Below are 12,001 nucleotides of genomic sequence, written 5' to 3'. Positions count from 1 at the left end.
CTATAACGCGATAGTACCACCTGAAACCATGTCGAACTCAGAAGTGAAATGTCGTAGTGCCAATGGTAGTGTGGAGTTTCTCCATGTGAGAGTAGGAAATCGCCAGGCAGGATTCCTTAATTAAATACTTATAATTTTTTTGTATTGCTTTTAATACTAATATGATTGATATAATGACCAATGAAAATTACTCTTTAAAAGTAAATAATACTTTAGGGCTTGATGTTAATACTAGATTTCTTATTATAGCAAAGAATAAAGAAACTATTTTGAAGTCATGGCAATTTAGTAAGTTTTTTCAATTACCATTTTTAATACTTGGTGAAGGTAGTAATGTTTTATTTGTTGAAAATTTTGCTGGAGTAGTTGTACTTAATAGAATTAAGGGTATAACAATTTATGAAGATATTAAAAACAAAGTTTGGAAATTACACGTAGGTGCTGGAGAAAACTGGCATCAATTAGTAAAAAAAATGTTAATTAAGGGAATTTTTGGTTTAGAAAATTTATCTTGGATTCCTGGAACAGTAGGTTCGGTTCCAATTCAAAACATAGGTGCGTATGGTGTTGAATTAAAAGATGTTTGTGATTATGTAGATGTTATGCATTTAAGTAATGGAAATATTAAGAGAATTTATAGTAGTGAATGTAATTTTTCTTACCGTGATAGCATTTTTAGAAATAAATATTGGACTGATTTTGTAATCATAGCTGTAGGTATTTCTTTAAAAAAAAAATGGCAACCAGTCTTAACATATAGTGATTTAAAATATTTAAATCCAGTTAGTGCTTGGGATGTTTTTAATGAAATTTTTTTTATACGCAAGAAAAAAATTCCTGATCCTAAAATCATAGGAAATGTCGGTAGTTTTTTTAAAAATCCTATAATTACCAGAGAAAAGGCCTTATTATTATTAAAATGTTTTCCTAATATGCCTTATTATCCATTTATAAATAATCAGGTAAAATTGGCTGCTGCTTGGCTAATAGAACAATGTAATTTAAAAGGATTTTGTATTGGAGGTTCAACTATATATCATCAACAAGCATTAGTATTAATTAATACTGGACATGCAACTGCTAAAGATATTTTATCTTTAGCAAAAGAGATACGTATTAGGGTAGGTAAAAAATTTGGAATTTGGCTTGAACCTGAAGTTCGTTTTATTACATCAAAAGGTGAATGTGATGCAATTAATATGCTTTTATAAAAATGAATACTCAATTTCAATTAAAATTAGCTAAGATTTTATCTGATGGTAAAACATACTCTAATAAATATCTTAGTAAGATATTAGGTACAACTGAATCAATTATAATAAAAAGTATAAAAACAATAAAAAGTTGGGGTTTTAATATACATAGTATTAATAAAGAAAAACATAAATTACTAAAATCAATTCATTTATTAAATGAAAAAGAAATCCAATTAAAATTAGGGAAAGATAATGTTTTATTTTTTCCAGTTATTGATTCAACGAATCAATATTTGTTAGATAACATTAATTATCTTAAATCTGGTGATATTTGTATTGCAGCCCATCAAAAATTTGGAAGAGGACGTTATGGACGTTCGTGGTTTTCACCTTTTGGATCTAACATATATATGTCCATGTATTGGCAATTAGCAGGTAAAGTTAATTCTATGTTAGGTATTAGTCTTATAATTGGATTGCTTATAGCAGAAAAGCTCCAATTATTAGGAATTAAAGATATTAGTACAAAATGGCCTAACGATATTTATTTTCATGGTAGTAAATTAGCAGGAGTTTTAATAGAATTAAAGAGTAAAAATTTTGTTAATACACAAATTATAATTGGGGTTGGTATTAATATTTCTTCCATAAATACACTTCAACAAACTTTACAAGTTTCGACTTATAAGTGGATTTCTCTTCAAGAAATAGGTTTTGAAGTTAATTGTAATAGACTTATTTTTGATCTGGTTGATAGTTTTCGTAATTCTTTATTTATATTTGAAAAAAAAGGATTTGCTCCTTTCATGTTGCGTTGGAGAAAATTAGATAGTTTGAATAATCGTTCAGTAAAATTAGTAATTGGTAAAAAAACAATACATGGTATTTATCGTGGAATAGATACCAAAGGTTCATTAATATTAGAAAATAATGGAAGATTTCAATCTTGGTCAGTTGGAGAAATATCCCTTAATTAATTATACTATTTATTTTTATTTCCTCAAACGAATTTGATTAATAGCATGATTATCTTGTTTAACTAATATTAAATTTGCTCTTTCTTTAGTTGGCAAAATATTTTTTTTGAGATTTAATCCATTGATTTCCCTCCATAAATTTCTAGCAATTTTAATAACTTCCATTTTAGGAAGGCCCGAATAGCTATGAAAGTATGAATTTGATTTAATAAATGAATTTTGACATAATTTCAAAAAACGCTTAACGTACCAATTTTGCAATAGTTCTTCAGTAGCATCAACATAAATAGAAAAATCTACGAAATCGGAAACGAATATGTGATAAGCATCATTTCTATAATCTGTTTTATTTTGTAATATATTTAACCCTTCAAGAATTAAAATATCAGGTTGCCGGATAATTTTATTTTTTTTAGGAACTATATCATAAATATCATGAGAATAAACTGGTGCTGTTACTTCTTCAACACCTAATTTTAAATCTGAAACAAATTTAATTAAACCACGCATATCATATGATTGAGGGAATCCCTTTTTTTTCATTAAACCTCTTTTTTTGAGTATAGAATTAGGATATAAAAACCCATCAGTAGAAATAAGCTCTACTTTACTATTTTTATCATTGTGACGTAGTAGTATCTGAAGTATATTTGCTATGGTACTTTTACCAACTGCTACGCTTCCTGATATACTAATAATATATGGTGTTTTTTTATTTTTTTTACCTAAAAATTTTTCAATAATTTGTTTTTGATTCAAATCTGAATCTATTAAAAAGTTTAATAAAAGTAAAAGAGGTAAATAGATATCTTTAATTTCACTAATAGATAAATATGCATTGATATCTTTTATTTCACTACATGATAAACCCAACGAAGTTGTATCACGTAGATTTGACCATTCCTTACGTGTAAATAACAAATAAAGATCTATCATTTTTGTTTTCGTTATGTATTTTATAACCGTTTAAATTAAATAAAATATCAATTAAACAAAATATCATCTCAAATATAAAATTATATATAAAGATAATAATGTTATAATATATTTTTAAAAAAATCACATAATGTCTGTAAACAGAGTAAAAATTAAGCTATAATGCTATTCTTAGTTGATCAAAACCTAACTTATTATAGGCTATAATATAATTTATATAACAGTATTGCAATTATTTTAATAGTAAATTTTATTGATTATTAATATTAATTATTAACAAACATTTATCAAAACTTATAATTAAGTAGAGAAAATAAGTTGTAAATTAAAATATTTTATTGCATCACATATATAATATTTCTACAATATTATTATTATATTAAAGTAAATATTTTATTTTGTTTGTAGGCCGTAGGCCGGCTTAGCTCAATAGGTAGAGCAACTGACTTGTAATCAGTAGGTCACCAGTTCGATTCCGGTAGCCGGCATCAAATAATAGATCATTAGGTGGGATTCCCGAGCGGTCAAAGGGAGCAGACTGTAAATCTGCCGTCATAGACTTCGAAGGTTCAAATCCTTCTCCCACCATCATTTAGTGTTAATGTTAATCAGTATTATTATTTATAATGCGGGTATTGTATAAAGGTATTACCTTAGCCTTCCAAGCTAAAGATACGGGTTCGATTCCCGTTACCCGCTCCAAAAACTGTGCTGATATAGCTCAGTTGGTAGAGCACACCCTTGGTAAGGGTGAGGTTCCCCAGTTCGAATCTGGGTATCAGCAGCATTATGCATAAGTTTTTAACGTTTTGGTTATTAATGAATAAAAATAAAGATTTATTTATTTTAGATATTGTAAATTTTAACAGCATAATATTGTTTAACAATTAATTAACTAGCAATAAGATTGTTATACTTAAAATTGTTAAGTGAAATAAGATTTAAGAATATCAAAACTTAAATTGTAAGTAATTATTGATTTAATTTTAATTTAAATTAATCAAAAAAAAGTAAGTAATACATAATTACAGTTCCAGAAATTTTAGTAGGTTTGTATGAGTAATAATAACGAAGCTAAAGTAAACTTGTTTGGCTTGGAAACAGCAAAATGGTTGATCATATTAATATTATTGCTCGTTGCAATAATAGGTAATTATTATTATCAAGAAACAACATTATATTTACGTATGATAGCTATAGTTATATTATTTATAATCTCTAGCTGGATTTTACTTTCAACAAAGCAAGGTAAAAAAATCTTGGTTTTTACAAGAGAATCAAAAGCTGAAATAAAAAAAGTTGTTTGGCCTACTTATCAAGAAACATTTCGGATAACACTAATTGTTATAGCTGTTACTACTATAATGTCATTAATTTTATGGGGACTAGATAATATTGTAGTCCGTATGGTGTCATTTATTACTGGCTTGAGGTTGTTTTAAAATGTCTGAAGTTCCAAAAAAACGTTGGTACGTTGTACAAGCATTTTCCGGTTTTGAAGGCCGTGTAGCGCAGTCGTTACGTGAACATATCAAATTGCATAATATGAAAAAGATGTTTGGTGAAATTATGGTTCCTACGGAAGAAGTAGTTGAAATTCGCTTCGGTCAACGTCGTAAAAGTGAAAGAAAGTTTTTTCCAGGTTATGTGCTTGTTCAGATGGTTATGAACGATGCTAGTTGGCATTTAGTTCGAAGTGTACCACGTGTTATGGGATTTATTGGGGGTACGTCTGATCGGCCTTCTCCCATTAGTGATAAAGAAGCCAACGTAATTATTAACCGTCTTCAAGAAGTTGGTGATAAGCCTCGTCCAAAAATAATTTTTGAACCTGGTGAAATAGTTAGAGTTAACGATGGACCTTTTGCTGATTTTAATAGTGTGGTAGAAGAAGTAGACTATGAAAAAAGTCGATTAAAAGTTTCTGTTTCAATTTTTGGAAGATCTACACCAGTAGAACTTGATTTTTCTCAAGTAGAAAAAGGTTAACATTAATTCGTTGATAATTGATAATTATCTATTATTTATATTTAGTTATCAAAGTAGATTTTTATAAATATTTATTTTTACTAGATTAGATCTAATACTATTTGTTAGTTGAGGTAATGAATGGCTAAAAAAATACAAGCACATGTTAAGTTACAAATTCCTGCTGGTATGGCCAATCCTAGTCCACCTGTTGGTCCTGCTTTAGGTCAGCAAGGTGTTAATATTATGCAATTCTGTAAAGATTTTAATACCCAGACTGAATTATTAGAAAAAGGTATGCCAACTCCTGTTATTATAACAGTATATACAGACCGTACTTTTAGTTTTATCATAAAAACGCCTCCAGCTTCAGTTCTTTTAAAAAAAGTTGTAGGTATAAAATCAGGTTCTAGTAAACCTAATCAAGAAAAAGTTGGAACAATAAATCGTACACAAATTATTGAAATAGCAAAAGTTAAATCAGTAGATATGACAGGATCTACTATTGAAGCAATGTCTCGTTCTATTGAAGGTACTGCTATTTCAATGGGTTTAGTCGTAGAGGATTGATAATGACTAAAACAACTAAGCGTATGAAGATGATGAAAACTGAAGTTAGTTTAACTAAAAAGTATGATTTTATCGAAGCTATTTCTATACTAAAAAAATTAGCTGTATCTAAATTTATAGAAAGTGTTGATGTTGCAATAAATTTAAGTATTGATACAAAAAAACCAGATCAAAACATTAGGAGATCTACTATTTTACCACATGGTACTGGACGTTCTTTACGTATTGCAGTTTTTGCTGAAGGATTACAAGCTGAAGAAGCTAAAAAAGAGGGAGCAATACTTGTGGGAATGAATGATCTTGCTGAAGATATAAAACAAGGTAACATAAATTTTGATGTGGTTATTGCATCTTCTGATGCGATGCATATAGTTAGTCAATTAGGTCAAATTTTAGGTACTAGAGGATTAATGCCAAACCCTAAAATGGGTACTGTAACAAATAATATTTCCGAAGCTGTTAAGAATGTTAAAGCTGGACAAGTTCGTTATAGAAACGACAAAAATGGTATTATTCATACTACGATCGGCAGAATAAATTTTGAAATTAAAGATTTGAAAGAAAACTTAGAATATTTAGTTTCAGACCTAAAAAAAGTAAAACCTGTACAAGCGAAAGGAAATTATATAAAAAAAATTAACATTTCTACTACCATGGGAGTTGGAATGTGTATAGAACAAAGTAGTTTAAATATTTAATTATTTTAATTTCAATTATCTCTTGAAATAAGCAATAAATTTACGTAAGATTTTATTTTTGATTTTAGTAAAATATTCATTGTTTAATTGAGCTATTAGTTTGTTTTTATTATAAATAATCACACTAATTTAATTGGAAAATAAATTTTATAAAATTAAAAATGTAATATTAAAATATGTTCTGTTTGTTCATTAGATTTAGTTATCTTCTTTTATTCAGGTTTTACTCAAAGCAAAAGCAAATATTAACAAAGTTAATTAATAATTAAATTTTTTCTCCGATTTAAGTTCAGGAGTATAAGTTAATGCCACTAAATCTTAAAGATAAAAAAGCGATTGTTGCTAAAATTTGCGAAATATCAAAACAATCAATTTCAGCAGTTGTTGCCGACTTCCGTGGTGTTACTGTAGATAAAATAACTGAGTTGAGAGAAAATGCTCGCAAGTCTGGCGTGTTTATATATGTTGTTCGAAATACATTATTACATCGAATTGTTAAAGATACTCAATTTGAGTGTTTAAAAAATACTTTTATTGGTCCAACATTAATCGCATATTCTACAGAACATCCTGGTATAGCCGCTCGTTTGTTAAAAGATTTTACGAAAGATAATACAACATTCAGAATTAAAGCTGCAGCTTTTGAGAACAAACTGATTGACGAAAACAACATTGATTGTTTAGCATCTTTGCCAACCCATGAGGAAGCACTAATAAAATTAATGTTAACTATGAAAGAAGCAGCTGCGGGTAAAATAGTTCGTGTATTAAGTGCCGTTAGTAATATAAAAAAATAATTTAAACTCAGATTTTTATTATTATTTAACATCATTTAATAATATATAAAATTTTTCTGATTTTGATTTTAGGAACAATTGTAATGTCTATAACTAAAGACCAAATTTTAGAAGCTGTTTCTAGTATGTCTGTAATGGAAGTTGTTGATTTAGTTTCTGCTATGGAAGAAAAATTCGGTGTTTCCTCTAAAGTAGTCACCAATATTAGTACTGCTGAGGTTATTGAAGAAAAAAGCGAATTTGATGTAATTTTAAAAGCTATTGGTCCAAATAAGGTTGCAGTTATTAAAGCTGTACGTGCAGCAACTGGATTAGGATTAAAAGAAGCTAAAGATTTAGTTGAAGCGACTGGAGTTATTAAAGAAGGAATAAGTAAAGAAGATGCAGCATCCTTAGAAAGGATTTTAAAAGAAGCTGGAGCCGAAGTTGAAGTCAAATAAACATTTTTATTAGCTTATAGTCTGGCTACAGCACGCCTGACGGCTGGTGGTATAACCACCAGCCTTTTTATATTAATAATTTCGATTTATTATCTTAAATAATATTAAATAGTTTAAATATTAATAATATATTTAATAAAATATTATTTATTTTTAAATATATTATTAAATAATAATTTAATAAATTTATATAAATATCTGTAAAAAAGATTTTGAAAATAGATCTACTCATCAGCTAGTTGAGGAGCCCTAATGGTTTACTCATATACCGAAAAAAAACGAATTCGTAAAGATTTTGGTAAACGTCCAAAAGTTTTAGACGTTCCTTATCTTCTTTTTATCCAACTTGATTCTTTTCAAAAATTTATTGAACACGATCCAGAAGGCCAATATGGTTTGGAAGCTGCTTTTCGTTCTATATTTCCTATTACAAGCTATGGTGGTAATTCTGAATTACAATATGTAAGCTATCGTTTAGGTGAACCTATTTTTGATGTAAAAGAATGTCATATACGTGGTGCAACTTATTCTGCACCATTGAGGGTAAAATTACGTTTGGTTATTTATGATCGTGATTCTTCATTAGTAAATACTATTAAAAATATTAAAGAACAAGAAGTTTATATGGGAGAAATCCCATTAATGACTGAAAATGGTACTTTTATCATTAATGGTACTGAACGTGTTATTGTTTCTCAATTACATCGAAGTCCTGGAGTATTTTTTGATAGTGATAAAGGTAAAACCCATTCCTCAGGGAAGATATTATATAATGCACGTATTATTCCTTATAGAGGTTCATGGATAGATTTTGAATTTGATCCCAAAGATAATCTCTTCATTCGTATTGATCGTAAACGAAAACTACCTTCTAGTATTATTTTACGTGCTTTAAATTATACAACTGAAGATATTTTAAATATTTTTTTCGAAAATATAGTATTTGAAATTCATAAGAATAAAATATTAATGAAATTGATTCCAGAAAGATTACGTGGTGAAACTGCTACTTTTAATATTGAATTTAATAATAAAATTTATATTGAAAAAGGTCGTCGTATTACTTCACGTCATATTAATCAATTAGAAATTGATAACATTGTAAATATCGAAGTTCCAATTGAATATTTAGTAGGAAAAATTTTAGCTAAAAATTATTTTGATAATAACACCGGTGAACTAATCGCTCCTGCTAATTCAGATTTATCATTGGATTTAATATATAAATTAAAACAATTGGGCCATAAATATATTGAAATATTGTTTATTAATGATTTAGATCATGGACCTTATATGTCAGAAACTTTACGTATTGATCCAACTAACGATAGATCAACTGCACTTATTGAGATTTATCGCATGATGCGTCCTGGTGAACCACCAACTAGGGAAGCTACTGAAAATCTTTTTGAAAACTTGTTTTTTTCTGAAGATAGATATGATCTTTCTGCTGTAGGACGTATGAAATTTAACCGTTCTTTAGCAAGAGATAAAATAGAAGGTCCAGGTATTCTTAGTAAAGAAGATATAATTGATGTAATGAAAAAACTTATTAATATTCGCAATGGTAAAGGTGAAATAGATGATATTGACCATCTCGGTAATCGTCGTGTGCGTTCAGTAGGAGAAATGGCTGAAAATCAATTTCGTGTTGGATTGATACGAGTAGAACGTGCAGTTAGAGAACGTTTGTCATTGGGAGATCTTGATTCTTTAATGCCTCAAGATATGATTAATGCTAAACCCATTTCAGCAGCGGTAAAAGAGTTTTTTAGTTCTAGTCAATTATCCCAATTTATGGATCAAAATAATCCATTGTCAGAAATTACTCATAAACGTCGTATTTCTGCACTTGGTCCAGGAGGTTTAACTCGTGAAAGAGCTGGTTTTGAAGTACGTGATGTACATCCTACACATTATGGTCGCGTTTGCCCAATTGAAACTCCTGAAGGGCCAAATATAGGTTTAATTAACTCCTTATCCGTTTATGCAAAAACAAATGAATACGGATTTTTAGAAACACCATACCGTTGCGTTCTTAATGGCATTGTTTCTGATAGAATTCATTATTTATCAGCTATTGAAGAGGGTAACTATATTATTGCTCAAGCAAATGCTTATTTAAAAGAAGATGGTGAGTTTGTTGATGATTTGATCATTTGTCGTAATAAAGGTGAATCTGGGTTATTTCATCGAAAACAAGTTGATTATATGGATGTGTCTACCCAACAAATAGTTTCTGTAGGTGCATCTTTAATACCTTTTCTTGAACATGATGATGCTAACCGTGCTTTAATGGGTGCGAATATGCAACGTCAAGCTGTACCAACCTTGCGTGCTGATAAACCTTTGGTTGGTACAGGTATGGAACGTGCAGTAGCTGTAGATTCAGGAGTGACAGTAGTAGCAAAAAGAGGTGGTTCAATACAATATGTAGATGCGTCTCGTATTGTTGTTAAAGTTAATGAGAAAGAAATAATTGCAGGTGAAGCTGGAATTGATATTTATAATTTAACTAAATATACTCGTTCAAATCAAAACACTTGTATTAATCAAATGCCTTGTATTTCTTTAGGTGAGCAAATTAATCGTGGTGATGTATTAGCAGATGGTCCTGCTACAGATCTTGGTGAATTAGCTTTAGGTCAAAACATGAGAGTAGCCTTTATGCCATGGAATGGTTATAACTTTGAAGACTCTATTTTAGTTTCAGAACGAGTGGTTCAAGAGGATAGATTTACAAGTATTCATATTCAAGAATTAGCATGTATGTCTCGTGATACTAAATTAGGTCCAGAAGAAGTTACTGCCGATATTCCAAATGTAAGTGAAGCAGCACTTTCTAAATTAGATGAATCTGGTATTGTTTATATTGGAGCAGAAGTAAATGGAGGAGATATTTTAGTTGGAAAAGTAACTCCAAAGGGTGAGACTCAATTAACGCCAGAAGAAAAATTGCTTCGTGCTATTTTTGGTGAAAAAGCATCTGATGTAAAAGATTCATCATTAAGAGTTCCCAATGGTGTCTCTGGTACAGTTATTGACGTACAAGTTTTTACTAGAGATGGTATACAAAAAGATAAACGTGCTTTAGAAATTGAAGAAATGCAGTTAAAACAAGCAAAAAAAGATTTATCTGAAGAATTGCAAATATTAGAAGCGGGCGTTTTTAACCGTATTCAGACAGTATTATTATCAAGTCAAATTGATCTAAATACATTAAATCAAATGCCACGAGAGCATTGGTTGAAAATTAATATTAATAACGATAGAAACAAACAAGAACAATTAGAACAATTAACACATCAATATGAAGAACTCAAAAAAGAATTTGAGAAAAAAATAGAAGACAAACGTCGTAAAATTACTCAAGGTGATGATCTAGCTCCTGGTATCTTAAAAATAGTAAAAGTTTATCTTGCTGTTAAACGTCAGATTCAACCAGGGGATAAAATGGCAGGTCGTCACGGAAATAAGGGAGTTATTTCAAAAATCAATCCAGTAGAAGATATGCCATATGATGAAAATGGCATTCCAGTTGATATTGTATTAAATCCTCTTGGTGTACCTTCTCGCATGAATATTGGCCAAATTCTTGAAACACATTTAGGTATGGCAGCTAAAGGGATTGGTGAAAAGATTGATTTAATGATAAAGAAAAAAGAAGAAATCTTTAAATTACGGAAATTTATACAACGTGCTTATGATTTAGGTACTGATCTACGACAAAAAGTTGATCTGAGTTCATTCAGTGATACAGAAGTATTATGTTTGGCTGAAAATCTAAAAAAAGGCATGCCTATCGCAAGTCCTGTTTTTGATGGTGCAAAAGAAAGTGAAATTAAAGCATTACTTAAATTGAGTAATTTGCCTTCGTCTGGTCAAATTACTTTATTTGATGGGCGTACTAGTGAGAAATTTGAACGTCAAGTTACCGTTGGTTATATGTATATGCTTAAGCTTAATCATCTTGTTGATGATAAAATGCATGCACGTTCAACAGGTTCTTATAGTTTGGTTACTCAACAACCCTTAGGAGGTAAAGCTCAATTTGGCGGTCAACGATTTGGTGAAATGGAAGTTTGGGCTTTAGAAGCTTATGGTGCAGCATATACTTTACAAGAAATGCTTACAGTAAAATCTGATGACGTTAATGGTCGTACTAAAATGTATAAAAATATTGTAGATGGTAATCATAATATGGAACCAGGCATGCCTGAGTCTTTTAATGTATTGTTGAAGGAGATTCGGTCATTAGGCATCAATATTGAATTAGAAGATGAGTAAGAAATAGCAAATAATATTTTAAAGCTTCTTAGTTCCTTAATAAATATAGCCTATTATGTAAGTGCAGTTTACGTAATACTGATGGAGTATTTAATCGATTTTATTTTAAACACTCCTATAATCTCACTCCTG

10 protein-coding genes, 4 tRNA genes and 1 rRNA gene are annotated in these 12,001 nt (G+C 29.4%); 14 read left to right on the top strand and 1 reads right to left on the bottom strand.

What is annotated here, in order from left to right:
- The 3 genes from rrf to birA form a co-directional block, all read left to right on the top strand.
- Nucleotides 1-108, top strand: a 5S ribosomal RNA gene (gene rrf, locus CRV09_RS01690); the annotation flags it as partial.
- A 65-nt stretch (nucleotides 109-173) separates the two neighbouring features.
- A complete protein-coding gene (gene murB, locus CRV09_RS01685) occupies nucleotides 174-1,211 on the top strand; it encodes a UDP-N-acetylmuramate dehydrogenase (RefSeq protein WP_136132392.1) in 1,038 nt (345 codons plus the stop codon).
- Nucleotides 1,212-1,213: 2 nt separating this feature from the next.
- Nucleotides 1,214-2,173, top strand: a complete 960-nt coding sequence (gene birA, locus CRV09_RS01680) for a bifunctional biotin--[acetyl-CoA-carboxylase] ligase/biotin operon repressor BirA (protein WP_136132391.1) — start codon at nucleotides 1,214-1,216, stop codon at nucleotides 2,171-2,173.
- Between the two features lie 15 nt (nucleotides 2,174-2,188).
- On the opposite strand, the gene coaA is transcribed toward birA, so the two are convergent.
- Nucleotides 2,189-3,109: a type I pantothenate kinase gene (coaA, locus tag CRV09_RS01675; RefSeq protein WP_136132390.1), complete on the bottom strand. Its 921-nt coding sequence runs from the start codon at nucleotides 3,107-3,109 to the stop codon at nucleotides 2,189-2,191.
- A 415-nt stretch (nucleotides 3,110-3,524) separates the two neighbouring features.
- Between coaA and CRV09_RS01670 the strand changes: the two genes are divergently transcribed.
- The 11 genes from CRV09_RS01670 to rpoB all read left to right on the top strand — a co-directional run bounded on the left by CRV09_RS01670 (nucleotide 3,525) and on the right by rpoB (nucleotide 11,869).
- A tRNA-Thr gene (locus CRV09_RS01670) sits at nucleotides 3,525-3,597 on the top strand.
- Between the two features lie 18 nt (nucleotides 3,598-3,615).
- A tRNA-Tyr gene (locus tag CRV09_RS01665) sits at nucleotides 3,616-3,697 on the top strand.
- Between the two features lie 40 nt (nucleotides 3,698-3,737).
- Nucleotides 3,738-3,811, top strand: a tRNA-Gly gene (locus tag CRV09_RS01660).
- Between the two features lie 8 nt (nucleotides 3,812-3,819).
- Nucleotides 3,820-3,893: transfer RNA gene (locus CRV09_RS01655), tRNA-Thr, on the top strand.
- A 271-nt stretch (nucleotides 3,894-4,164) separates the two neighbouring features.
- Complete coding sequence (gene secE / locus CRV09_RS01650) at nucleotides 4,165-4,551, top strand: preprotein translocase subunit SecE (RefSeq protein ID WP_136132389.1); 387 nt, start codon at nucleotides 4,165-4,167, stop codon at nucleotides 4,549-4,551.
- A gap of 1 nt (nucleotide 4,552) precedes the next feature.
- Nucleotides 4,553-5,098: a transcription termination/antitermination protein NusG gene (gene nusG / locus CRV09_RS01645; protein ID WP_136132388.1), complete on the top strand. Its 546-nt coding sequence runs from the start codon at nucleotides 4,553-4,555 to the stop codon at nucleotides 5,096-5,098.
- A gap of 120 nt (nucleotides 5,099-5,218) precedes the next feature.
- Nucleotides 5,219-5,647 carry a 50S ribosomal protein L11 gene (rplK, locus tag CRV09_RS01640; RefSeq protein WP_136132387.1) on the top strand — a complete coding sequence of 143 codons (429 nt, stop codon included), beginning with the start codon at nucleotides 5,219-5,221 and terminating at the stop codon, nucleotides 5,645-5,647.
- 2 nt (nucleotides 5,648-5,649) lie between these two features.
- The gene (rplA, locus tag CRV09_RS01635; RefSeq protein ID WP_136132386.1) at nucleotides 5,650-6,345 is read left to right on the top strand and encodes a 50S ribosomal protein L1; all 696 of its coding nucleotides are present in this window, start codon (nucleotides 5,650-5,652) and stop codon (nucleotides 6,343-6,345) included.
- A gap of 305 nt (nucleotides 6,346-6,650) precedes the next feature.
- Nucleotides 6,651-7,142 carry a 50S ribosomal protein L10 gene (rplJ, locus tag CRV09_RS01630; protein ID WP_136132385.1) on the top strand — a complete coding sequence of 164 codons (492 nt, stop codon included), beginning with the start codon at nucleotides 6,651-6,653 and terminating at the stop codon, nucleotides 7,140-7,142.
- A gap of 83 nt (nucleotides 7,143-7,225) precedes the next feature.
- Complete coding sequence (rplL, locus tag CRV09_RS01625; RefSeq protein WP_136132384.1) at nucleotides 7,226-7,582, top strand: 50S ribosomal protein L7/L12; 357 nt, start codon at nucleotides 7,226-7,228, stop codon at nucleotides 7,580-7,582.
- A 252-nt stretch (nucleotides 7,583-7,834) separates the two neighbouring features.
- Complete coding sequence (gene rpoB / locus CRV09_RS01620; protein WP_136132383.1) at nucleotides 7,835-11,869, top strand: DNA-directed RNA polymerase subunit beta; 4,035 nt, start codon at nucleotides 7,835-7,837, stop codon at nucleotides 11,867-11,869.
- Nucleotides 11,870-12,001: the final 132 nt, after the last annotated feature.

This window comes from Candidatus Pantoea edessiphila (genome assembly GCF_002933345.1).
Lineage (GTDB): Bacteria > Pseudomonadota > Gammaproteobacteria > Enterobacterales > Enterobacteriaceae > Pantoea_C.
Note: the sequence above shows the minus strand (reverse complement) of the source record. Positions and strands in the feature narration are given on the sequence as shown.

What these genes read in the sequence shown, in the direction of transcription:
- secE (WP_136132389.1), top strand. Translation starts at nt 4,165, where the DNA reads ATGAGTAATAATAACGAAGCTAAAGTAAACTTGTTTGGCTTGGAAACA.
- rplK (WP_136132387.1), top strand. Translation starts at nt 5,219, where the DNA reads ATGGCTAAAAAAATACAAGCACATGTTAAGTTACAAATTCCTGCTGGT.
- rplJ (WP_136132385.1), top strand. Translation starts at nt 6,651, where the DNA reads ATGCCACTAAATCTTAAAGATAAAAAAGCGATTGTTGCTAAAATTTGC.
- nusG (WP_136132388.1), top strand. Translation starts at nt 4,553, where the DNA reads ATGTCTGAAGTTCCAAAAAAACGTTGGTACGTTGTACAAGCATTTTCC.
- coaA (WP_136132390.1), bottom strand. Translation starts at nt 3,109, where the DNA reads ATGATAGATCTTTATTTGTTATTTACACGTAAGGAATGGTCAAATCTA.
- murB (WP_136132392.1), top strand. Translation starts at nt 174, where the DNA reads ATGACCAATGAAAATTACTCTTTAAAAGTAAATAATACTTTAGGGCTT.
- rplA (WP_136132386.1), top strand. Translation starts at nt 5,650, where the DNA reads ATGACTAAAACAACTAAGCGTATGAAGATGATGAAAACTGAAGTTAGT.
- birA (WP_136132391.1), top strand. Translation starts at nt 1,214, where the DNA reads ATGAATACTCAATTTCAATTAAAATTAGCTAAGATTTTATCTGATGGT.
- rplL (WP_136132384.1), top strand. Translation starts at nt 7,226, where the DNA reads ATGTCTATAACTAAAGACCAAATTTTAGAAGCTGTTTCTAGTATGTCT.
- rpoB (WP_136132383.1), top strand. Translation starts at nt 7,835, where the DNA reads ATGGTTTACTCATATACCGAAAAAAAACGAATTCGTAAAGATTTTGGT.